Here is a 23,397-nt window from a genome sequence, read left to right as displayed (position 1 = left end):
GAGACGTTATTATGTTACCCGTTTTTGGCCCTTTCGAGTATGCACCATGTCCCGATTACTGGTTCTCTTCGTCGCTTTCCTCGGGTCGTTCACGGCCCTGAATGCTCAAGCCGACGTACGCGTCCTGACGAGCATCAAGCCCTTGCAGCAGATCGCCGCCGCCGTACAGGACGGGGTGGGTACACCCGATGTGCTGCTGCCGCCGGGTGCGTCCCCCCATCACTATGCGCTGCGCCCATCGGACGTGCGCCGGGTGGGCGAGGCCGACCTGCTGTACTGGATCGGCCCTGACATGGAGAACTTTCTGCCACGGGTACTGGGTAGCCGCAGCAAGACCACCGTCGCCGTGCAGTCACTGCCTGGCCTGACGTTGCGCCACTTCGGGCAGGACAGCCATTCGCACGAGGGCGATCATGATGGGCATGACCATGATGCTGCACACGGTCATGACGAACACGACCATGACCACCGCCCGGGCAGCCTGGATGCCCACCTGTGGCTCTCGTCGGCCAATGCACGCGTGATCGCCGCGAAGATGGCCGCCGACCTGGCCCAGGTCGACCCTGCCCATGCGGCGCGCTATCAGGCCAACCTGACGGCATTCACCGAGCGCCTGAATGGGCTGGACCAGCGCATCCAGGCCCGCGTGGCCGGGGTGGCTGGCAAGCCCTATTTCGTGTTCCACGAAGCCTTCGATTACTTCGAGGCCGCCTATGGCCTCAACCATACCGGCGTGTTCAGTGTGGCGTCGGAAGTCCAGCCCGGGGCCCAGCACGTGGCGGCCATGCGTGCGCGTCTGCAGGACGTGGGCAAGACCTGCGTGTTCAGCGAGCCGCCCATGCGCCCACGCCTGGCCGAGACCCTGACGGCCGGGCTGCCGGTGCGGCTGGCAGAGCTGGATGCGCTCGGGGGCACCGATCCGGTGGATGCCCATGGGTATGAACGCCTGCTGGAGAACCTGGGGAACGGGCTGGCGGGGTGCCTGGAGTCGCTTTGAAAGCGTGCGAGGCAGAGAGCCGCACCCTTCAAGCCGTAAGCTGGAGCGACTGATCCATCAAAATTGGCTGACAGCGAGAGATGGCTGCCTGGACAGGCTCTGCGGACCCCATTGCAGCCGCTCCGGCGCCTGCCAGGGCCCTATCGCTGGCAAGCCAGCTCCCACCCAGATCTCTGCAGCCGCCAGTATAGGCCCGGCTGCGCAAGCAGCTTGTAGGAGACCTCTGCGGCCGTGGGTGTAGGCACGGCTGCGCAAGCAGCTTGTAGGAAACCTCTGCAGCCGCCAGTGTAGGCAGGCTGCGCGAGCCGCTTGTGGGAGCGGGCTTGCCCGCGATGACGTCCGCCCCGTCACCGCCTGCAGCGGCGTCAGCGCCGCCTTACAGTGCGAACGGCAACCGCACCACGACCTCTTGCCGTTGCGCCAGGCGCACCTCGAACTCCGCCGGGTCGTGAATCATCACGTCCATGCCAGCGAACGACTCGGCCGCGATCAGGCGTGACAGCCAGAACCGTACACAGGCCACGCGCAGCATGACCGGCCACAGTTCGGCCTCTGCGGCAGTGAAAGGCCGCAGGGCCGCATAGGCACCGAGCAGCGCCTGGGCACGTGGCAGGTCGAGGCTGCCGTCCGCCGTGCAGCACCAATCGTTCAGGGTGATGGCGATGTCGTACAGCATCGGCCCGGAGCAGGCGTTGTAGAAGTCGATCACACCCGTCAGGTGGGTCCCTTCGAACATCACGTTGTCGCGGAACAAGTCGGCGTGCAGGTTGGCCTGAGGCAAGCCGAGGATCTGCGCGCGGTGCGTGACGATCTCGTCGAGCGTGGTCTGCAGCAACTGACGCTGATCCGCATCCAGGCGCGGCAACAGCTCGGCGCCGGCCTCGAGCATCCAGGCCAGCCCCCGGTCGGTCGTGCGCTCGAGGATCCGCTCGCGGGTGGCGAGGTGGATGTGCGCGAGTAGCTCGCCAACCTGGGCACAATGCTGGGTGTTGGGGGTCTTGATGTGCTTGCCGCACAGGCGCGGCTGCAGCAGTGCCGGTTTGCCGGCGACCTCGCGCAGCGCATTGCCCTCGACGTCGCGCAAGGCATAGGGCACCGGCATGTCGGCCTCGTGCAGCACGTCCAGCAGGTCGATGAAGAACGGCAGATCCTCGACCGGGCCGCGCTCGACCAGCGTCAGCACGAACTCCCCCTGTTCCAGGCTGATGAAGAAATTGCTGTTCTCGGTACCGGCGGCGATGCCCTGGAAGTCGAGCAGGCGGCCCAGGCCATAAGGTGCCAGGAAGGTTTCCAGTTGCGGCCGGGTCAGGGGCGTGAAGACGGACATGATGAAAGAAAGCTCGTGGGGGCGCCTCCGTTGGAAGGCGCCGAGTTGATGTGAAAGCGCCTCACTTTACCACTCGAAGATCTTCCAGGCGGGGATCAGCATGTCCGGTTGGTCGGAGCGGATGAAGTTGGCGTCGGTGCCGTCGGCGCGGACCAGGAAATAAGGCTTGCCGTGCTTGGGCGTGACCTTGACGGCGTACAGGAAACCGTTCTGCCGGTACTCCTGGATGGTGCGGTCGCCTTCCGTGCGAATGGTCACCTCGGGGTCGGCCGAGGGCGCATCGTCCGCCGCCTGGGCGATGACTGGCAGGGTGACCAGCAGACCGAGCAATAACAGGCGATTGAATGAGCGCATGATAACCTTGTCCCTTTGTTGTCAATGATTCTGGCCATTCTAGCGCCGGACCCGTCGAAAAGGTTGATTCTGCTCATGAGCCTACCCCCTCTCGTCCTGGTGGACGGTTCGTCCTATCTGTACCGGGCCTTCCATGCGCTGCCGCCGCTGACCACGTCCAAGGGCCTGCCCACCGGTGCCGTCAAGGGCGTGCTGAACATGCTCAAGAGCCTGCGCCGGCAGTACCCGGACAGCCTGTTCGCCGTGGTCTTCGATGCCAAGGGCGGAACGTTCCGCGACACGCTGTTCGCCGAGTACAAGGCCAACCGACCGAAGATGCCGGATGACCTGCGCCTGCAGGTCGAGCCGCTGCACGCCAGCGTGCGTGCGTCGGGCTACCCCCTGCTGTGCGTGGAAGGCGTGGAGGCGGATGACGTGATCGGCACCCTGGCGCGCAGCAGCGCCGCGGCGGGGCGCCCGGTGATCATCTCGACGGGTGACAAGGACATGGCGCAGCTGGTCGATGGCCACATCACCCTGGTCAACACCATGACCGGCAGCGTGCTGGACATCGACGGCGTGCACGAGAAGTTCGGCGTCGGCCCCGAGCACATCATCGATTTCCTGGCGCTGATGGGCGACAAGGTCGACAACATCCCAGGCGTACCGGGGGTGGGCGAGAAGACGGCCGTGGGCCTGCTGACGGGCATCGGTGGGGGGCTGCGCGACCTCTACGACAACCTCGACAAGGTCCCGACGCTGCCCATCCGGGGCGCCAAGGGGCTGCCCGCCAAGCTCGAGGAGCACCGCGAGGCGGCGTTCATGTCCTACGAGCTGGCGACCATCAAGATCGACGTGCCGCTGGACATCGAGGTCGATGCGCTGGTGTGCGGCGAGCCCGATCGTGACGCGTTGCTGGCGTTGTACACCGAGATGGAGTTCAAGGGCTGGATCGCCGATCTGCAGCGTGAGGCCGCCCAGGCCGGCACGGCGCTGGAGCCGGCCGAAGAGCCGCAGGCCTTGGTCGAGCCGAACTACGAGACCGTGCTCGACCCGGCACGCTTCGAGGCCTGGCTGGAAAAGCTGCGCCAGGCGCCGCTGTTCGCCTTCGACACCGAGACCACCAGCGTGGATGCCCAGCAGGCGCAGCTGGTTGGGGTGTCCTTCGCGGTCGAGCCGCACGAGGCGGCCTACGTGCCGTTGACCCACGACTATCCCGATGCGCCGGCCCAGCTCGACCGGGACACGGTCCTGCGCGCACTCCAGCCCCTGCTGGAGGATCCGACCAAGGCCAAGGTCGCGCAGAATGCCAAGTACGACATCAACATCCTCGCCAACTGCGCGCTCGGCGGTGACCCGGCGCAGGGCATCCAGCTGCGCGGTGTCGCCTACGACACCATGCTCGAATCGTACGTGCTGGACTCCACGGCCACGCGCCACGACATGGACAGCCTGGCGCTCAAGTACCTGGGCCACAAGACCATCGCCTTCGAAGACATCGCCGGCCGTGGCGCCAAGCAGCTGACCTTCAACCAGATCCCCCTGGACAAGGCCGGGCCTTATGCCGCGGAAGACGCCGACATCACCCTGCGCCTGCACCAGGTCTTCCAGAAGCGGATGGCGAAGACGCCGAGCCTGGAACCGGTGCTGATGGACATCGAAATGCCCCTGGTGCAGGTGCTGGCCAAGATCGAGCGCCAGGGCGCGCTGGTCGACCCGGCGCCGCTGGCGGTACAGAGCCAGGAACTGGGCCTGAAGATGGCCGAGCTGGAGCGCGAAGCCTTCGACCTGGCGGGCGAGACCTTCAACCTGGGCTCGCCCAAGCAGCTGGGCGCGATCCTCTACGAAAAGCTCGGCATGCCGGTGCTGAGCAAGACCGCCAAGGGCCAGGCCTCGACGGCCGAAGCGGTGCTGACCGAGCTGGCCGAGCAGAACTACCCGCTGCCCAAGGTGCTGACGCAGTACCGCACCTTGAGCAAGCTCAAGAGCACCTACACCGACCGCCTGCCCGAGCAGATCAACCCGCGCACCCAGCGTATCCACACCTCGTACCATCAGGCCGTGGCGGCCACCGGGCGGTTGTCGTCGAGCGATCCGAACCTGCAGAACATCCCCATCCGCACCGCCGAGGGCCGTCGCATTCGCCAGGCGTTCGTCGCCAGCCCGGGCTATCGCCTGCTGGCTGCCGACTACTCGCAGATCGAGTTGCGCATCATGGCCCACCTGGCCAAGGACGAGGGGCTGCTGCACGCGTTTCGCAATGACCTGGACGTGCACCGGGCCACGGCCGCCGAGGTGTTCGGCGTCGAGCTGGAGCAGGTGACCCACGATCAGCGCCGCAGCGCCAAGGCGATCAACTTCGGCCTGATCTACGGCATGAGTTCGTTCGGCCTGGCGCGGCAGATCGGCGTCGATCGCAAGCAGGCCCAGGACTACATCGACCGTTATTTCACGCGCTACCCGGGCGTGCTGGCCTACATGGACCGCACCCGCAAGCAGGCTGCCGAACAAGGCTTCGTCGAGACCCTGTTCGGCCGTCGCCTGTACCTGCCGGACATCAATGCCAAGAATCCTTCCCTGCGCAAGGGCGCCGAACGCACGGCGATCAACGCACCCATGCAGGGCACGGCGGCCGACATCATCAAGCGCGCCATGGTCGCGGTGGACCAGTGGCTGGAGGAAAGCGGGCTGGATGCGCGGGTGATCCTCCAGGTGCACGACGAACTGGTGCTGGAGGTGCGCGAGGACCTGGTCGAACAGGTCAGCCGAGAGATTCGCGAGCACATGAGCGGCGCTGCGCAACTCGACGTGCCGTTGCTGGTGGAGGTCGGTACCGGCCCCAACTGGGACGAGGCGCACTGACGCCTTCAGGTGTCCGGCCGCTGGCGCGTGGGCCGGGTCGGACGCCTCCCGTGTGCCAAGGCTCAGGGCACGGGGATAAAAATCATTTTCACTGCCGGGGAACTTAAGGGGTGAAATGCGACTCAGAGTCCCTGAATGGCTGAGCAAGCCGTTCGATGCTCCTATGTTGTGTTAAGTGTTGGCAGATATTCGGACCCCGCCCTAGCGGTCCGAACTTGGACCCCGAACTTCCCCCTCCCCCCATGAAGTCCGGGGTTTTTTTTGCCTGCCGTTTGGCGATCCGGGCCAGCGGTCGACCGGCCCTGGTGGTTCGCCAGGCACCGCGGCTCACTCGGCGGCGGGCTTGTCTTCCAGTTCCATCCAGCCGGCCAGGACACCATAGGCCTCTTCCAGCCCTTGGCGCTTGGGTGCCGAGAACAGCTGGATGGTCACGCCCTGACCCCACCCTTTGCGGATCTCCGCCTGCACCTTGAGCAGCGTGTTCTTCGCGGCGCCGAAGGTGAGCTTGTCGGCCTTGGTCAGCAGGATGTGCATCGGCATCTGACTGGCCTTGGCCCAGTCGAGCATCATCTTGTCGAAGTCGGTCATCGGGTGGCGCACGTCCATCATCAGGATCACGCCGCGCAGGCACTCGCGGCTGCCCAGATAGGCTTCCAGGTGGCGCTGCCAGTGCTGCTTGAGCGGAATCGGCACCTTGGCATAGCCATAGCCGGGCAGGTCGACCAGGCGGCGCTCGTCGTCCAGGGCGAAGAAGTTCAGCAACTGGGTGCGGCCCGGCGTCTTGGAGGTGCGGGCCAGGTTGGCGTGGGTCAGCGTGTTCAGGGCGCTGGACTTGCCGGCGTTCGAGCGGCCGGCGAAGGCGACTTCGTAGCCCTGGTCATCGGGGCATTGCTCGACCTTGGCCGCGCTGATGGCGAAACGAGCCTGCTGGCAGAGGCCGAGGATGGGGTTCTTGACGTGCATGGGGTTTCCGATAGGGGCGTTGCCGGGCCTGGGCGCGGCAAGCGGTGCGTTTCCGTTTGAAGGTCGCAAGTATATAGTGACGCGGTTTTCGTGTGCGCGTTGCACCGACACCGGCCCTGGCCTCAGGCCACCGAGGCGACGTCAACGAGCCGCCGTTCGCGCAGGCTACACAGGATTCCAAGGCATTGCACGATTCCCCAGACCAACCGGGTCCACGTCACACCCTGGCGCTTGCTTGCCAGGGCGCCCTGCGCCAACGCCTGCGCCGGTACGCGGCCGGCGTGCTGCTGACGCTCTGCAGCGTGGGCGCTGCCCAGGCAGAACCCTTGCGAGGGGAGGCGGCGGCAGGCCAGGCCAAGAGCGCCGTGTGCGGCGCGTGCCATAACCCCGATGGCAACAGCCTGGTGCCGATCTTTCCCAAACTCGCCGGCCAAGGCGAGCGCTACCTTCTGGAGCAGCTTCGCGACATTCGCTCGGGCGCGCGAGCCGTACCGGAAATGACCGGCCTGCTGACCTCCTCGAGCGATCAGGACCTGGCCGACCTGGCGGCCTGGTACGCCAGCCAGTCGGTGAGCACAGGCTTCGCCGACCCTGCCCTGGTCGAACGAGGCCGTGCGCTGTTCAACGGCGGCGATCTGCAGAGCGGCCTGCCCGCCTGCATCGGTTGCCATGCGCCTGATGGCGCCGGGGTGGCCTCGGCAGGCTTTCCGCGGCTGGGCGGGCAGCATGCCGCCTACGTGAGCAAGCAACTGAAGGCGTTTCGTGAGGGCCAGCGCACCGAAGCGGACGCCGCGGCGGTGATGGAGTCGATCGCCGGGAGGCTGAGCGATGCGGACATCGAAGCCCTTTCCAGCTACATCCAGGGCTTGCATTGAGCGGTCGTTAACACAAGGTTAATGGTGCCGGGGTAACAAGGGGGCCGTCGCTCGCCGGTGTCCGATTCGATGCCGGCTTGCCGGGTGCATACCCGACACCATTCACCCTTTTTCATGACCGCAACCGTTACACTCGAGAACTCGACCCTTTACGATCGGTCTCAGACTATTCAGCAAGGTCGCCAAGCGGCCAATGACTGCCTCAGGAGCAAAGCATGCGTAAACTGTTTCTCAGCGCCGCGCTGGTCGCCGCCAGCGCTTTCGGAGTAGCCGCCGTCCAGGCCGCGGAGCCTGTCGCCGGCGAGCAATACATCGAGCTGAGCAATCCGGTTCCTGTTTCGGTGCCCGGCAAGATCGAAGTCGTCGAACTGTTCTGGTACGGCTGCCCGCACTGCTACCACTTCGAGCCGACCCTCAACCCGTGGGTCGAAAAACTGCCGCAGGACGTCGTCTTCAAGCGCGTGCCTGCCATGTTCGGCGGCCCTTGGGATGCCCACGGGCAGATGTTCCTGACCCTCGAAGCCATGGGCGTGGAAGCCAAGGTGCACAACGCCGTGTTCGACGCCATCCAGAACCAGCGCAAGCGCCTGACCAAGCCTGAGGAAATGGCCGAGTTCCTCGCCACTCAGGGCGTGGACAAGGACAAGTTCCTGGCCACCTTCAACTCCTTCGCCATCAAGGGCCAGGTCAACCAGGCCAAGGAATTGGCGAAGAAGTACGAAATCACGGGCGTGCCGAGCATGGTCGTCGATGGCAAGTACCGCTTCGACCTCGGCACCGCCGGTGGGCCTGAAGGTGTCCTGCAGGTCGCCGACCAGCTGATCGCCAAGGAGCGCGCCGCCAAGTAGCGGCGCTGACCATGGCCCGCTTGAAGACCACGCGAGGCGTTGGCCTGCATCAGCCGCAGGTCAACCCGGCCCATCTGCAAGGCACCGAGCTGCCTGCCGATGGGCGGCTCAGGCTGCTCAGCTTCAACATCCAGGTGGGCATCAGTACCGAGCGTTACCGGCACTACCTGACCCGCAGCTGGCAGCATCTGCTGCCGCACACCGGTCGTGCCGGCAACTTGCAGAAGATCGGCGCGCTGATCGGCGACTTCGATCTGGTCGCCTTGCAGGAGGTCGACGGGGGCAGTCTGCGCTCGGGCTACATCAACCAGGTGGAGCACCTGGCGCAGCTGGGCGCCTTCCCCTACTGGTACCAGCAACTCAACCGCAACCTCGGGCGCTTCGCCCAGCACAGCAACGGTGTGCTGAGCCGTCTCAAGCCTCACGCGCTCGAGGATCATCCCTTGCCTGGGCCGGCAGGCCGCGGGGCGATCCTGGTACGTTTCGGCGAGGGTGAAGATGCGCTGGTCGTGGTGATGATGCACCTGGCACTGGGCGCCAAGACCCGCGCCCTGCAGCTGGCCTACATCCGTGAACTGATCGGCGGCTACCGTCACCAGGTGCTCATGGGCGACATGAACACCCACGCCAATGACCTGCTCGAGCACTCGCCCCTGCGCGACCTGGGCCTGATCGCACCTCAGGTCGAGGCCACCTTCCCCAGCTGGCGACCCCAGCGTTGCCTGGACCATATCCTGCTCAGCCCGACCTTGACGCTGGAGCGGGTCGAGGTGCTGTCGCAGCCCATTTCCGACCATTTGCCGGTGGCCGTGGAGATTCGTTTGCCTGACGCATTGACTGTGGATACGCTGCCGGTCGTGAGCTGACAGCCCTTTTTCCGAATGCGGATCCAGGCATGACCGACGACGCCCAGCGCTGGAAAGACAAATACCTGGAAAGCCTCGAGCAGCAGGAAGCGCTCGAGCGGCGTTGGGAAGCACGTCTCGACCTGCTGCGCCGGGGTCTGGTGCGCAGCACGCTGGCGGCCGAAGGCAGCGACAAGGCGGTGGACGCGTGCATGAAGGAGATGCGCGAGGTCATTCGCGGCGACAACCTCGACACCGCACTGGCTGGGCTCATCCCGCGCCTGGAAAAAGCCGTACTCGATTCCGAGCAGCGGCGTGAAACGCGCCTAGGCCAGGTCAGCACGGCCTTGTCGGCACTGGTGCAGCAGTTGCAGCACCTGCCCCTGCCCAGCGATGTGGGCAAGCCGCTGAAGAAATTCGCCAAGCAACTCGACGAGCGCGTCGGCCAGGCCAGGGAGATGCCCCTGCTGCTGAGCGAACTCAGCAACCTGCAGGGGCGTGCGCTACAGGCCTTGCGCACGCAGGCGCCGCCCTCGGGGCCCGGCCTGCTGCAACGGTTGTTCGGATCCCGTGACAGCGAGGCTCCGGCTACCGGGCCGGTCACGGCTGTACCCGTCCCCGCCCCCGCCCCCGCACCAACGCCTGAGCCTGAATCGGCGCCTGCACCTGAGGCTGCGCCTGCCCCGATCGGTCCGCCGTCCGTAGATCCATCTGTGTCGGCAACGCCGGTGGCAGGCGACGTGCACCCTGTGCTCGCGCCTTCCGCGGCAGACGCCATGCCCTCCGTGCAGGCACCCTCTGAGGCTGCGCCCGTCTCCCCTGTGCCGAGCGTGCTGCCCCTGCCCGCGCTGGCTTCGGTGCAGCCATCGGCAACCGTCGACGAAACGGTGTCGGACGCGCCGCTCGACGACGGCCCCTATGCCCTGCCCTATGCCGTCGAGCCCCCTTACAGCAGCGTGGCGGCGCACATCGAGCAGACGCTGCTCGGCCTGCTCGACGATCTGACCTTGCCAGAGCGGCACAAGACCCAGGCACTGGCCATGCGCGAACGGGTCGCCAGCGGCCTGAACTGGTACGAACTGATCCCCGTGCTGGACGATCTGGCCGTGCTGATGCTGGCGATCAATGACAGCGGCCAGCACGAATTCGAGGCCTATCTGCAGCAGCTCAATGGGCGCCTGGAAACCTTTCAGAGCCACTTGCAGGCGGCCAGCAGCGGTCACGCTGACCACCGCTCGGCCTCACGCCAGCTGGACCACCAGTTGCGCGAGCAGGTCGACGGCTTGCAGAGCAGCGTCCAAGGCGCCACCGACCTGGCGAGCCTGCGTGTGCTGCTGGACAACCGTCTGGAAGGCCTGCTGACCACGCTGGACGAGCACTGCCACGCACGGGACCAGCGTGAGCAGGCGCTGGCCGGTCGTCTGCAAGGGCTTGCCGAACGCGTGGCGGCGATGGAGCAGGAAGCCTTGGATGTGCGCGGCCATCTCGAAGAGCAGCGCCAGAAAGCCCTGATCGACCCGCTCACCGGGCTGCCCAACCGGGCCGCCTGGAGCGAACGCCTCGAGCACGACGTGCAGGCCTGGCAGGCCACCGGTGAGCCGCTGTGCCTGGCGATCCTCGACCTGGACCACTTCAAGCGGATCAACGACAGCTATGGGCACCTGGCCGGAGACAAGGTCCTCAAGATCGTCACCAATGTGCTGCGCACACGCTTGCGGGGTCGGGACTTCATCGCACGCTTCGGCGGCGAGGAGTTCGTGCTGCTGCTGCCCGGCAGCGTACTGGCGGCCGGCCGTGCGTTGAGCGACGACCTGCGTGCCGCCGTGGAGGCCTGCCCGTTTCATTTCAAGGGCGAGCGGGTCACCGTGACCGTCTCGATCGGGATCAGCGCCTTCCAGACCGGCGACCTGGCCGAGGCGGTGCTTAAGCGTGCCGACCAGGCGTTGTACCGGGCCAAGGCCCAGGGCCGCAATCAGGTCCAGACCGACCGCTGAGGGTCTGACGAGCGTGTCTTGGGCGATGGACGCGGTCCGTCGTGCACCACGTGCGCTGGCGGGTCAGCCCGTTATACTGACGCCACTCTTCTGACCAGATGCTCGTTCGTCCTATGAAAAAACTCGTGCTCGCCTCCCTGTTGCTGCTGCTCGCGGGGTGCTCTTCGGGGCTACGCATCGACCGCAGTCACGTTTCGGCCAATCAGGACAGCCGTGTCCAGTTCGTCGTTCTGCATTACACCAATGCCTCGCTGGAGCGTTCGCTGGCGCTGCTGACCCAAGGCGAGGTCAGCAGCCACTACCTGATCGGCGATGGCCCAGGCACGGTCTACCAGCTGGTGGACGAGAACCGCCGGGCCTGGCATGCCGGCGAAAGCCAATGGCAGGGGCGAACCTGGCTGAACGCCAGCTCGATCGGGATCGAGATCGTCAACCCTGGCTTCACCGATACCCCCAATGGCCGCCGCTGGTACCCCTACAGCGAGGCCCAGGTGCAGTCGGTGATCGCCCTGGTCAAGGACATCGTCAAGCGCCATGGCATCTCGCCGCGCAACATCATCGGCCACAGCGACATCGCCCCTGGCCGCAAGCAGGACCCGGGTCCGCTGTTCCCCTGGCAGCGCCTGGCCGAGGCCGGCCTGGGGCTCTGGCCTGACGCAAACGCCGTGGCCCGTCAGCAGCTCTACTATGCCGCGAACCCGCCGAGCATCGGCTGGTATCAACAGCAGCTGGCCCGCGCCGGCTACGCCATCGCACCGACCGGCGTCTGGGACCCGGCCACCCGTGCGACACTCACGGCCTTCCAGATGCATTTCCGGCCCCAGCGTTACGATGGCGTGGCGGATGCGCAAACCGCAGCTATCCTGCAAGTGCTGAACAGCATGCATTGAAGCGCTCTTGCGAGAGACTGACTTGCCGGACAGTTGCCCTGCTCATGGACACTCGACCGGATACCGCGGATGTCAGCCCTCGCCCCCGTTTTTGCCTACCTGTTGCAGCGACCACGGCTGCTGGCCCTGGTCACGACGCTGCTCAGCGCAAGCCTGCTGCTGGCCATCAGCCTGACCTTGGCCCTGCACCAGGTGAAGCAGCAGGAAATCGCCTCGATGAACGCGCGCGGCGAGCGCTTTCTGGAGCGCCTCGAGCAGGTCTTCGGGCAGCTGCGCCAAGGCGTGGACCAACTGCAGTCGCTGCCGTCGCGACGGTGTGATGGCGCGATGCTGAGCGCCTTGCGGCAGGTGGGGTTTCGCTACCGTTTCGTCTACGAGGCCGCTTACGTCGATGGCGCCACCGTCTGCTCGATACGCGAAGGTGCCCGCTGGGAGGCGCCGCTGCGGGCGCCGGATATCAATGGACCGGTCTACAGCATCTGGCTCAATACCTCCACCGAGCCTGACGACAACCTGGCCGTCCTGATGCTGGGACGCGGGCGCTTTCTGGTCTCCACCTCCCGCGGGCACCTGACCGACGTGGTGGACCTGCCCGCCGGAGGCAGTGTGCTGGTGTTGCTTGATCAGGGCGCGCGCGCCATCCCGGTACTGGGCCCCATACAGCCCTGGCCGCCCCGCGCCTCGTGGCCCGTCGATTCGGCACAGGCCCTGATCGAGCTGCCGGATCGCCTCATCTATCGCATGCCGACCCGATCGCCCGACTATCAATTGGCGCTGATCGTGCCCCGGGCCTCTGCACCCCTGGAGCTGGGCTGGCTGCTGTGGCTGCTGGTGGTCGGTAGCCTGCTGAGCGCCTGCTGCATCGGTTGGCTGGTGGGGCAACTGGCGCTGCAGCGCCGCTCGATGAGTGCCGAGTTGCAAGGGGCCTTGCGGCGTGGCGAGCTTCAGGTGCTCTACCAGCCGATCTTCACGCTGGCCAGTCGCCGCTGCGTGGGTGCCGAAGCCCTGGTGCGCTGGCGGCGTCCGGATGGCACCCTGACCAGCCCCGAACTGTTCATTCCACTGGCCGAGGACACCGGCCAGATTCGCCCATTGACCGATTTCGTCCTGCAACGTGTGCTCGAGCAGCTGGGCGCCCTGCTGCGCACCCATGCGCAGTTGTACATCTCGATCAACCTGGCAGCCTGCGATGTCACCGCGCCGCGCATCGGGCTGGTGGCGACGCGTCTGCTGGCCCTGCACCGCGTTGACGCGCGACAGATCGCCTTCGAGGTGACCGAGCGAGGCCTGGTGGACGTGCAGGTGGCCCGCGACCACTTGCAGGCCTTGCGCAGCATGGGCCACAAAGTGCTGATCGACGACTTCGGCACGGGCTACTGCAGCCTGGCCTATCTGCAGACCTTGCCTGTGGATTGTCTGAAGATCGACAAGGCCTTCATCGATGCCCTGGGGCACGATGCCGCCAGCAGTGGCGTCGCCCCGCACATCGTGCGCATGGCCCACGCCTTGCAGTTGCAGGTGATCGCCGAGGGGGTGGAGTACGAAGACCAGGCGGAGCTGCTCAGCAGCGAAGGCGTGGAGTACGGGCAGGGTTGGCTGTTCGCCCGGCCCTTGACGGCCCGTCAGTTCATCCAGTTGGTCAGCGAGGGTCAGCGCCGGACACTGACCTCGCGTTGATCATGGCTAGGCGGGCAGGGCCATGTAGAACTGGGTGCCTTGCCCCGGTCGGGAGAACACGCCCATGCGGCCACCGTGCAGTTGGACGATTTCCTTGCACAACGCCAGACCCAACCCTGCGCCGCCCTTCTTGCGCCCCACCTGGACGAACGGCTCGAAGATACGGCCCTGCTGCCCGTAGGCGATGCCTTCGCCATTGTCCTCGACGCTGATGATCACACGTTCGGCATGGCGTCGCGCCTGCAGGCAGATACGCCCGCCCTGGGGCGTGTGGCGAATGGCATTGTGCAGCAGGTTGTCCAGGACGCGGTCGAGCTGGGCGACGTCGGCCTGAAGGCGCGGCAGGGGGTGTTCCAGCTCCTGGACCAGCTCGATGGCCTTGGCCTGCGCCTGCAGCGCGAACCGGTCCATGGCACGTTGCAGCAGATCCTCGGCCGTACAGGGGGCCAGCTCGAGCTTTTGCAGGCCGCTCTGGTAGCGCGAGAAGTTGAGCAGGTCGTTGATCAACTGCGTCAGACGCTGCATTTCTTCGCCGATGGTGTCCAGCAGGTCGTTCTCACGGGCCTCGGCCGGGAATTTCAGCCGTTCGCGCAGCAGGCCGAACGCCATGTGCATCCCTGTGATCGGCGTGCGCAGTTCGTGGGACGCACGCAGCACGAATTCGCTGCGCACCCGTTCGAAGGCGCGCTGCTCGGTGACATCGTGCAAGACCATGACCGCACCCAGGATCGGGCCCTGGGGGTGGCTGACGGGGGTGAGGCTGTAGGTTAGCAGACGCGATTCGTCGTCCACTTCCAGGCTCAGGTCCTCGGGTGGCCGGTCCAGGCTGCCGCCGCGCAAGACCTGACGCAGCTGCTGCTCGAGCTCAGGCCGCTGCAGCGCTTCGGCCAGGCTGATGCCCACACGGCTGTTGTCCCAGCCGAGCTGGCGCTGGCCCACGGGGTTGAGGTGCTCCAGCCGGCCCTGGCGGTCGATGATCAGCAAGCCATCGTCGATGCTGTCGAGCACGGCCTGCAAGCGTTGCTGGCCGGCCAGCAGCTCGTCGACGTTGGTCGCCTGATGCTTGCGCAAGGCATCGGCCATGAGCCCGAACCGCTTGGTCAGCAGGCCCAGCTCCTGGCCCTGGGTCACGGGCAGGGTGACATCGAAGTTGCCCTCGCCCACCTGGTCGGCGGCCTTGGCCAAGGCCTCGATCGGCTGGCCGAACCGGCGCGCCATGTTGTGCGCGGTGATGAAGCCCAGCACCAGGACGGTCAGCCCCATGATGCCCAGAAGGCCGCCGACCAATAAAGAACGGTCGCGGGCCTGCTCGCCGCTCTGGCTGATGTACGCCAGGGCATTCTGGTGGACATCGATCAGGTCGGTGCGAATGGCGTTGAACGCGGCGCCCAGTGGCGCCTCCGGACTCATGTCGCGCCACGGTTGTGCGGACTCGCGGTAGGCCTGCAGGAAGCGTTGGTAGGTCGCACGCGTCTTGCCGAAGCCGGACTTGGCGCTGGCCAGGTCAGCGCTGTCGTCCAGCACGTTCTGGAACTCGTTCTGCAGGCTCAGCAGGCGCTCTCGGTCGGAGTCGGCCTTCAGGATCAGGGCCAGTTGATCGCCCAGGTTCTGCCGCAGCTTCAGGCCCAATGCCAGCGACTGGGTGGTTTCACGCACCTGTTCCTGCTGCACCGAGGCCATCTGGATGACGCTCACCAACCCGAGCAGCAAGCCCAGCAGCGCCACGCTGACCAGCGCGGAAATACTGAGAAAGAGCCGCGTGCGCAGCTTCATCGCCCACTTCATAGGTGGTACTGCTTACGTTTGCGGTACAGGGTGGACGCATCGATCCCCAGGGTCCGTGCGGCTTGCTCCAGGGTGTCGCTGGTGGCCAGCACGGCGCCGATGTGGGCCCGTTCCAGTTCGTCCAGGCTCATGGACGCGCCGACCCGCGGCGCATTGCCCGCAGGTTGCTCGCCCATGCCCAGGTGGGCAATCTCCACCCGTTCCTGGCCACAGATGATGCTGGCGCGCTCGATCACGTTGCGCAGCTCACGGATGTTGCCTGGCCAGCGATAGTTGAGCAGCGCGGCGCGAGCCTCTTCGCTGAAGCCACGGGCCGGGCGTGAGTATTCCTTGACGAAGCGTGCCAGGAAGCGATCGGCCAGTGTGAGGATGTCTTCGCTGCGCTCTCGCAACGGCGGCAGGTGCAAGGTGATGACGTTCAGGCGGTACAGCAGGTCCTCGCGGAACTTGCCCTCGCGGACCATTTCTTCAAGGTTCAGGTTGGTCGCCGCCAGGATGCGCACATCGGCGCGACGCGTCACCGGGTCGCCGACCCGCTCGTACTCCTTGTCCTGGATGAAGCGCAGCAGCTTGGGTTGCAGCGTCAGCGGGAAGTCACCGATCTCGTCGAGGAACAACGTGCCGCCGTCGGCCTGGTTCACCCGGCCCAGGGTGCTTTCGCTGGCCCCGGTGAACGCGCCGCGGCTGTGGCCGAACAGCTCGCTTTCCATCAGCTCGGCGGTCAGCGAAGGGCAGTTGATGGTGACGCAGGCCTTGCGTGCCCGCTTGCTCCAGCCATGGATGGCCCGTGCCAGCTCGCCCTTGCCGGTCCCGGACTCACCCAGGATGAGGATGTTGGCATCGGTAGTGGCGACCTGCCGTGCGGTCTCGAGCACCGCCATCATCGCCGGGCTGTGGGAGTCCAGGCCATCCTTGGGCTTGCGGACTTCCCCCTCCAGGGCTTCCAGGCGTGCCGACAGCTGACGCACTTCCAGCTGCTTGGCCGTGGCCAGGCGCAGCTGGTCCGGGCTGCAGGGCTTGACCAGATAATCGGCGGCGCCGGCCTGGATTGCGTCCACGGCAGTGTCGATGGCCGAATGCGCGGTGACGATCACCACGCGCATCCAGGGCGCCTGGATACGCATCTGGGCGAGCACGTCCAGACCGTTGTCTTCCCCTAGGCGCAGGTCCAGGAAACACAGGTCGAACACTTGGCGTTGCAGCAGGGTGTCGGCCTGGGCGGCACTGTTGGCCGTCGCGACGCTGTAACCCTCGTCTTCCAGGCAATAACGGAAGGTCCGCAGGATGGCTGACTCATCATCCACAAGCAGAATACGGCCCTGACTGTCTTGGGCTGACTCCATTTCCTACGCTCCTTTAAGAATTATCTCGGTTAGTGTCGGAAAAATCGGGCAAGTTGCATGGTCAATTCTGATTGATTTTGCTGAATGCATGCTAGCTGCTTTATGTCGCAGGGCTTAAATCATTGAAAAATATGGTTTTTAGCTCGATCCAGGGCTGGCATGGTCATTGCGAACTGCTGTTTCTAATGCCTTAAAGGAGATGGACATGCCTACCCCTTACCGAAATGCGGCCTGGATCGGCCTCTGGATGCTTGGCCAAGCCTGCCTGCTACCCATGGCCCAGGCCGAGACCGCGCAGGACGCACGGCTGGAGGGCGCCGTGCAGACGGCCCTGTCGCTCAACCGTGTACTCAACACCCTTGCGATCAAAGCCCAGGTCGATGGCCAGGCCGCCACGCTGACAGGCGAGGTGGAGAACGACGTGCAGCGTCGGCTGGCAGAGGACGTGGCGCAGGCGACCCGAGGCATTGAGCAGGTGGATAACCAACTGCATGTGAATCCTCAACTGGTCGAACAACCCTTGGAACTCAAGGCCTACGCGCAACGCCTGGAAGACGCGACCTTGTCCGCCATCGTCCGCTCTCGCCTGGCCTGGAGCACATTGACGCAGCAGACTGCCGTCGAGGTGAACACACAGGACGGTGTCGTGACGTTGCGTGGCAAGGTCGACAATGCGCCGGCCAAGGAACTGGCCGGCGTCCTGGCGCGCAGCACCGAGGGTGTGTACATGGTGAACAACCTCATCAGCCTGGACAGCGTGGCCATGGCCCAGGCGCGTACCGCACCCGCCGAGGTCTCCACGGGGGCTCAGCCGAACGATGAGTGGATCGTCGACAAGATCCAGGAAAGCTTTCGCTTCAGCCGCAATCTGGATGTGCTGAAGATCAAGGTGGCCAGTGCAGAAGGCATGGTGCGTTTGTCGGGCGAGGTAGTGAGTGCTCAGCAGAAGTCGATTGCCGTGGAGATCGCTCGACAGATCCTCGGTGTACGAGGCGTAGACCCTGATTTGCTCAAGGTGGCGACCAAGGTCGAGGGGTGATCGTGCAAATCGCACGGAACTATTTCGAAGATCGTGCAGGATACGTCCTACACGGTCTTTTTGGTTTTAGATAACTCTTTGTTTTTAAAGGATTTTTAAGTCGATTCAAGACTGGCATGCTGGCTGCACTGTTATCTGCACGAACCGCAGAATACGAACAACAGGAGTACCGGCATGAACGGCCAGACCACCCACCGCGAAACGAACCTTGCCCTGCCCCTGCGTCAGGTGCTGCTCGTCACGTTCGCGCTGATGGTCACCCTGTTGATCGGCCAGCTGTACCACACCTGGCAGTCGGCCCGCATGGCCGATCAGGTCGCGGCACAAACCGCTCTGATCGCGCACATTCAGGCCACCCGGGCGAGCATGCCCGTCAGCGCGCCAGCCCACCTGCCCGTTTCGCAGGCGTCTTCCGCGACCACGGACAGCGTTGTTCACCAAGACAGTTGGGTCTTCTGACCCGGCATCAGGATTCAATAAAGAGTAAAAAGGAGATACACCATGCTGAGCTGGGCCATTACCTTCTTGATCATCGCCATCGTCGCGGCCGTTCTGGGCTTCGGTGGTATCGCTGGCGCCGCTACCGGTATCGCGAAGATTCTGTTCATCGTGTTCCTGGTGCTGTTCGTGGCGTCGTTCTTCTTCGGCCGTGGCAGGAGATAGTCGCAATGAAGGCAGTGCTCTGCCGAGCTTTGGCTGCTGCGCTCGTTCTGGGCGGCAGCAGTGCGGCAATGGCGGCCAATGATGGCCAGGTCCGGGCCAACCAGTTGCTTGGTTCGGACACCGAATACCGTGAGACATGGGCCAAGGTGGTCCGCACGCAGGAGCGTCTGCCCGATTGGGTGATCAACCTGAGTGGCAGTTCACCTCAGCAGATGTCGGCAGTCACCGAGGACGGTGACAAGTACTTAGTGGGTCCGGTCTGCGAGTCCGAAGGCAACTGCACGTACAAGCGCTTGATCGTCGCCTTCAGCTGGGACAAGGACGATGCCTACGGGATGCTGGTCGAAGTTCCCGAAGGTCTGCCGCAGGACAAGTCACCGACGCGTCACGCCACCTACACCTGGCTGGGCGATCCAGATGACGGCATGAAGAAGCTGCTCCAGGAGCAGTTGAAACGCGACCCGGCCTGGTACTGACCACCGGTTGCGTCTGGTTATCAACGGAAGCTGAACCTTTTCAGGATTGCAGCTTCTATGGTGCGCTGCCTCGATGAGGGCGCAGCGCATGACCAAGGGGCCGGGCTGTTTTGACCTATCGTGTCGAAGCGGCCTAGGGGTACAGGGAGTACCTCCTTTCAGGGGGCCGGGTCAGGCGAAGCGGCATCGGAAGCATCAGATCGATCAACGCTCACTGTTGTAGCGTCGATCGATCTGGCTTCCGAAGCGCTACTTCTTCCCTCCAGCGTCTTCTTTTCCCACACCTGCCATCCATCTTTTTTTCCTTTGCCCGGCTCGTTTGCAGGCGCCCGTCTGCGGGCATTCGGATTGTCGAACACATTGATCGCGTCTGATTGATCCCTTCCTGCTCCGCCTGGAAACGGCGTTCCCCGGCTGTTCGGCAATCCGAACGTACGTCTCCGTCGGCAACGAAGTCACGGCAGGATCCGCCTTATCTCATGCCGATTCGGCATGGCCCACTCGTTTACGGCATTAGACGAGGGTGGCCGTCATCGCAATAGTTGCCGACTTTTTCACCGGGCTCTGTTCCCGGTGCCCGTGCCAGGTCTGCCGACCGCTTGGCGGGTGTGTCGTCTCGGGCCCTAGCGATTTTGCGCAGGAACCGCTCTAAGCAGCGGCTTCCAGCCAGATATCTAAGATGTGCAAACAAGAAGGTGAAGACATGAAGAAGGCAAAACTAAGCCTCGCTTGGCAGATTCTCATCGGCCTGGTCCTTGGCGTGGCCGTCGGTGCCTTGCTGAATCATTTCAGTGCAGAAAAGGCATGGTGGATCAGCAACGTGCTTCAACCGGCGGGTGACATCTTCATCCGTCTGATCAAGATGATCGTCGTGCCGATCGTCATCTCCTCCCTGATCGTCGGCATTGCCGGTGTGGGCGATGCCAAGAAGCTGGGCAGCATCGGCCTGAAGACCATCCTGTACTTCGAGATCGTGACCACCATCGCCATCGTGGTCGGCCTGCTGCTAGCCAACCTGTTCCATCCGGGCGCCGGGATCGACATGAGCACCCTGGGCACCGTGGACATTTCCAAGTACCAGGCGACCGCAGCGGAAGTGCAGCATGAGCACGCCTTCATCGAAACCCTGCTCAACCTGATTCCGTCCAACATCTTCGCGGCCCTGATGCGCGGCGAGATGCTGCCGATCATCTTCTTCTCGGTGCTGTTCGGTCTCGGCCTGTCGAGCCTGCAGGCGGACCTGCGCGAGCCGCTGGTACGCACGTTCCAGGGCGTCTCGGAGACCATGTTCAAGGTCACCCACATGATCATGAACTACGCGCCGATCGGCGTGTTCGCCCTGATCGCCGTGACGGTCGCCAACTTCGGCTTCTCCTCGTTGCTGCCGTTGGCCAAGCTGGTCCTGCTGGTGTACTTCGCCATCGCCTTCTTCGCCTTCATGGTGCTGGGCCTGATCGCACGCCTGTTCGGCTTCTCGATCCTGAAGATCATGCGCATCATGAAAGACGAGCTGATCCTGGCCTACTCCACCTCGAGTTCGGAAACGGTACTGCCGCGGGTGATCGAGAAGATGGAGGCCTACGGCGCGCCCAAGTCCATCTGCAGCTTCGTGGTGCCGACCGGCTACTCGTTCAACCTCGATGGCTCGACCCTGTACCAGAGCATCGCCGCCCTATTCATCGCACAGCTGTACGGCATCGACCTGTCGATCAGCCAGCAATTGCTGCTGGTGCTGACGCTGATGGTGACCTCCAAGGGCATCGCCGGTGTACCGGGTGTCTCATTCGTGGTGCTGCTGGCCACCCTGGGCAGCGTCGGTATCCCACTGGAAGGCCTGGCCTTCATTGCAGGCGTCGACCGCATCATGGACATGGCCCGTACAGCGTTGAACGTGGTCGGCAATGCCCTGGCGGCGCTGGTGATCGCACGCTGGGAAGGCATGTACGACGCGGCCAAGGGTGAGGCCTACTGGAATTCCCTGCCGCATCTCAGCAAGCAGGCCTCGTCGGCAACGGTCGGCGAACCCGCCAAGCGCTGAAACGTCCCCACGGCTCACCTGCGGGTGGGCCGTCTCCGGGCCTGAGGGAGACTGTCTCTCGTCAGGCCAGCCCCTTCGCTCACTGAAGCCCTGCGCCGCAATGCGTTATCATCGCCCGCATTTCACAAAGGGTGGCGCGCATGCTCAATGGCCTCTGGCTTGGCTTTTTCCTGGTAGCGGCCGTTTCGGCCATGGCCCAGTGGCTGTTCGCAGGCAACACCGGCATCTTCGCCGCGATGGTCGAAAGCATTTTCGCCATGGCCAAGCTGTCGGTGGACGTCATGGTGCTGATGTTCGGTACCCTCACGCTCTGGCTGGGGTTTCTGAAGATCGCCGAGCAGGCCGGTATCGTCGAATGGCTGGCCAAGATGCTCGGCCCGTTGTTCGCCCGGCTCATGCCGGACGTGCCACCAGGTCACCCTGCCCTGGGGCTGATCACCCTGAATTTTGCGGCCAATGGCCTGGGCCTGGACAACGCCGCCACGCCCATCGGGCTGAAAGCCATGCGTGCCCTGCAGGAACTCAACCCCAGCGCGACCACCGCCAGCAATGCGCAGATCCTGTTCCTGGTGCTCAATGCCTCATCGCTGACCCTGCTGCCGGTCACCATTTTCATGTACCGCACCCAGCAAGGTGCACCCGATCCGACCTTGGTGTTCCTGCCGATCCTGTTGGCGACCAGTGTCTCCACCGTGGTGGGTCTGCTGTCGGTCGCCGTCATGCAGCGGCTGCGGCTGTGGGACCCGGTGGTGCTGGCCTACATGGTGCCCGGTGCCCTGTTGCTGGGCGGTTTCATGGCCTTCCTCGCCACCCTGTCGACCTCTGCCCTGGCCCTGCTGTCGTCCATTCTCGGCAACCTGACCCTGTTCGGCGTGATCATGCTGTTCCTGGTCATTGGCGCGCTGCGGCGGGTGAAGGTGTATGAAGCATTCGTGGAAGGGGCAAAGGAAGGTTTCGACGTGGCCAAGAGCCTGCTGCCCTACCTGGTGGCCATGCTCTGCGCCGTCGGCGTGCTGCGTGCCTCCGGTGCCCTGGACCTGGCCCTGGACGGCATCCGCCATGCCGTGCAGTGGATGGGCCTGGACACACGCTTCGTCGACGGCTTGCCCACGGCGCTGGTCAAGCCCTTCTCCGGCAGCGCTGCTCGGGCGTTGTTGATCGAGACCATGCAGGCCAAAGGCGTGGACAGCTTCCCCGCGCTGGTGGCGGCGACCATCCAGGGCAGCACCGAGACCACCTTCTACGTGCTGGCCGTGTACTTCGGCGCGGTGGGCATCCAGCGTGTCCGGCACGCCGTCGGGTGCGCGCTGCTGGCCGAGTTCTCTGGCGTGGTGGCGGCGATCCTGGTCTGCTACTGGTTCTTCGCCTAAGGCCGTATCACGCGCCGGACGAAGGAATGCACGGCATGCAGGACAGGAATCACGTGCGCTGGGCCCCCTGGGTGACCTTGAAGCGCAGCACGCCGATGACTTGACCGTCTTCGGTCAGCACCCTCACCTGCCAGCGTCCGGTGGGGTCTGGCGGGAAGTTCTGCTTGTGGGTCCAGGCCCGGTAGCCTTCCTTGCGTCCCCCGTGGATGTCCAGGGCGATGCGATCGACTTCCTGCCCATTGAACTGCCAGACATGGTAGATGCGCTCGTCGAGGCCGCGTGGGGCGTTGATGGCCGTGTAGGCATACAGCCCGTTGCTCCTCAGCTGGTCCACGTTGACCTCCTTGAGCGAATCGCCAGGCTCACGGCCCTGCACCTGGGTGCTCACGGCCACTTCGGTCATCCACAAGGTGGCCGGTGGGACCCAGGAGCGCAGCAGCCAGCCTCCGGCGCCGACCGCCAGGGTCAGCCCCAGCACCGCCAGCGCACGACGCCAGCCGGTGATCGGAAAACTGCTGGCCAGGCTCGGGAAGGACAGCAGCATGGCCGCGCCCAGCGCCAGTTTGAAGCTTTCGGCCGTGGTCAGGTGCAGGATGATCGGCAAGGCCGTCAACAGCGCGGCGAACAGCGTCAGGGTATGCAGGGCCATGAACAGCCAGCGCCGTGGCGCCAGCCATTTGTAGTAGAGCGGGTCGATGATCGATACCAGGCCGGCGGCCGCCAGCAGGCCGGTGAACACCAGCTGGCCGCTGTTCCAGGTGGTGGTGACGAAGAAGAACGGCAGCACGAAGAACAGACTTTCCTGGTGGATCATCTGGGTGGCGTAGCGCAGCAGCGGCTGCGGAATCTCGCGCTTGAAGGCGCGCGCGAACAACCGGGTCAGGGTGTTCTCGAGCATGAGCCAGACCCAGCTGACCAGCATCACCACGGCGATCCAGCTGGCCAGGCTGGCCTGGCGATCGACCAGGATGAAGCTGCCGATACCGGACAGGAAGCCACCCAGGGCGATGATGCCCGGGTAGCGCTTGAGCAGCTCGATCAGGCGGTGCAGCCAATGGGAGAGATGTGACAT

19 protein-coding genes are annotated in these 23,397 nt (G+C 64.7%); 13 read left to right on the top strand and 6 right to left on the bottom strand.

All coding sequences use genetic code 11. From position 1 onward, the window contains the following. The first annotated feature begins 46 nt into the window (after positions 1-46). Positions 47-997: an ABC transporter substrate-binding protein gene (locus tag APT63_19735; protein ID AMA47676.1), complete on the top strand. Its 951-nt coding sequence runs from the start codon at positions 47-49 to the stop codon at positions 995-997. A gap of 376 nt (positions 998-1,373) precedes the next feature. On the opposite strand, the gene APT63_19730 is transcribed toward APT63_19735, so the two are convergent. Together APT63_19730 and APT63_19725 are read right to left on the bottom strand one after the other, a co-directional pair. Then, complete coding sequence (locus APT63_19730) at positions 1,374-2,324, bottom strand: homoserine kinase (GenBank protein ID AMA47675.1); 951 nt, start codon at positions 2,322-2,324, stop codon at positions 1,374-1,376. Positions 2,325-2,390: 66 nt separating this feature from the next. Further along, positions 2,391-2,678, bottom strand: coding sequence for a hypothetical protein (locus tag APT63_19725; GenBank protein AMA47674.1), 288 nt, complete (start codon positions 2,676-2,678; stop codon positions 2,391-2,393). A gap of 75 nt (positions 2,679-2,753) precedes the next feature. On the opposite strand from APT63_19725, the gene APT63_19720 reads away from it, so the two are divergent. Continuing rightward, positions 2,754-5,519 carry a DNA polymerase I gene (locus APT63_19720; protein ID AMA47673.1) on the top strand — a complete coding sequence of 922 codons (2,766 nt, stop codon included), beginning with the start codon at positions 2,754-2,756 and terminating at the stop codon, positions 5,517-5,519. 327 nt (positions 5,520-5,846) lie between these two features. Here the strand turns inward: APT63_19720 and APT63_19715 are convergent, their stop codons facing one another. Beyond that, positions 5,847-6,482, bottom strand: coding sequence for a GTP-binding protein (locus tag APT63_19715; protein ID AMA47672.1), 636 nt, complete (start codon positions 6,480-6,482; stop codon positions 5,847-5,849). Positions 6,483-6,742: 260 nt separating this feature from the next. Here APT63_19715 and APT63_19710 point away from each other — a divergent pair, with 260 nt between their 5' ends. From APT63_19710 to APT63_19685, 6 genes are all read left to right on the top strand, one after another. Further along, positions 6,743-7,357, top strand: a complete 615-nt coding sequence (locus APT63_19710; protein ID AMA47951.1) for a cytochrome C — start codon at positions 6,743-6,745, stop codon at positions 7,355-7,357. Between the two features lie 215 nt (positions 7,358-7,572). Then, a complete protein-coding gene (locus tag APT63_19705; protein ID AMA47671.1) occupies positions 7,573-8,205 on the top strand; it encodes a thiol:disulfide interchange protein in 633 nt (210 codons plus the stop codon). Positions 8,206-8,216: 11 nt separating this feature from the next. Beyond that, positions 8,217-9,071: an endonuclease gene (locus APT63_19700; protein ID AMA47670.1), complete on the top strand. Its 855-nt coding sequence runs from the start codon at positions 8,217-8,219 to the stop codon at positions 9,069-9,071. A 29-nt stretch (positions 9,072-9,100) separates the two neighbouring features. Beyond that, the gene (locus tag APT63_19695) at positions 9,101-11,044 is read left to right on the top strand and encodes a hypothetical protein (GenBank protein AMA47669.1); all 1,944 of its coding nucleotides are present in this window, start codon (positions 9,101-9,103) and stop codon (positions 11,042-11,044) included. A 113-nt stretch (positions 11,045-11,157) separates the two neighbouring features. After that, positions 11,158-11,934, top strand: a complete 777-nt coding sequence (locus tag APT63_19690; GenBank protein AMA47668.1) for an N-acetylmuramoyl-L-alanine amidase — start codon at positions 11,158-11,160, stop codon at positions 11,932-11,934. Positions 11,935-12,003: 69 nt separating this feature from the next. Continuing rightward, positions 12,004-13,611, top strand: coding sequence for a diguanylate phosphodiesterase (locus APT63_19685; protein ID AMA47667.1), 1,608 nt, complete (start codon positions 12,004-12,006; stop codon positions 13,609-13,611). A 6-nt stretch (positions 13,612-13,617) separates the two neighbouring features. On the opposite strand, the gene APT63_19680 is transcribed toward APT63_19685, so the two are convergent. Together APT63_19680 and APT63_19675 are read right to left on the bottom strand one after the other, a co-directional pair. Then, positions 13,618-15,396, bottom strand: a complete 1,779-nt coding sequence (locus APT63_19680) for a PAS domain-containing sensor histidine kinase (protein ID AMA47666.1) — start codon at positions 15,394-15,396, stop codon at positions 13,618-13,620. Further along, positions 15,393-16,739, bottom strand: coding sequence for a two-component system response regulator (locus APT63_19675; GenBank protein ID AMA47665.1), 1,347 nt, complete (start codon positions 16,737-16,739; stop codon positions 15,393-15,395). Before APT63_19675 ends, APT63_19680 begins: the two co-directional genes overlap by 4 nt. 247 nt (positions 16,740-16,986) lie before the next feature. Between APT63_19675 and APT63_19670 the strand changes: the two genes are divergently transcribed. The 5 genes from APT63_19670 to APT63_19650 all read left to right on the top strand — a co-directional run bounded on the left by APT63_19670 (position 16,987) and on the right by APT63_19650 (position 22,325). Then, on the top strand, positions 16,987-17,778 hold the full coding sequence (locus tag APT63_19670; protein AMA47950.1) for a transporter: 792 nt from the start codon (positions 16,987-16,989) through the stop codon (positions 17,776-17,778). A gap of 174 nt (positions 17,779-17,952) precedes the next feature. Next, complete coding sequence (locus tag APT63_19665; protein AMA47664.1) at positions 17,953-18,237, top strand: hypothetical protein; 285 nt, start codon at positions 17,953-17,955, stop codon at positions 18,235-18,237. A 209-nt stretch (positions 18,238-18,446) separates the two neighbouring features. Continuing rightward, the gene (locus APT63_19660) at positions 18,447-18,917 is read left to right on the top strand and encodes a hypothetical protein (protein AMA47663.1); all 471 of its coding nucleotides are present in this window, start codon (positions 18,447-18,449) and stop codon (positions 18,915-18,917) included. Between the two features lie 703 nt (positions 18,918-19,620). After that, positions 19,621-20,955 (top strand): glutamate:protein symporter, encoded by a 1,335-nt coding sequence (locus APT63_19655; GenBank protein AMA47662.1) that lies wholly within the window; start codon positions 19,621-19,623, stop codon positions 20,953-20,955. A 140-nt stretch (positions 20,956-21,095) separates the two neighbouring features. Continuing rightward, entirely contained in the window at positions 21,096-22,325 is a 1,230-nt protein-coding gene (locus APT63_19650) for a hypothetical protein (GenBank protein AMA47661.1), read from the top strand. A 49-nt stretch (positions 22,326-22,374) separates the two neighbouring features. Here APT63_19650 and APT63_19645 read toward each other — a convergent pair whose 3' ends face one another. After that, positions 22,375-23,397, bottom strand: a complete 1,023-nt coding sequence (locus APT63_19645; GenBank protein ID AMA47660.1) for a hypothetical protein — start codon at positions 23,395-23,397, stop codon at positions 22,375-22,377.

The organism is Pseudomonas monteilii (genome assembly GCA_001534745.1).
GTDB lineage: Bacteria > Pseudomonadota > Gammaproteobacteria > Pseudomonadales > Pseudomonadaceae > Aquipseudomonas > Aquipseudomonas alabamensis.
This window is presented reverse-complemented; position numbering and strand designations above follow the sequence as displayed.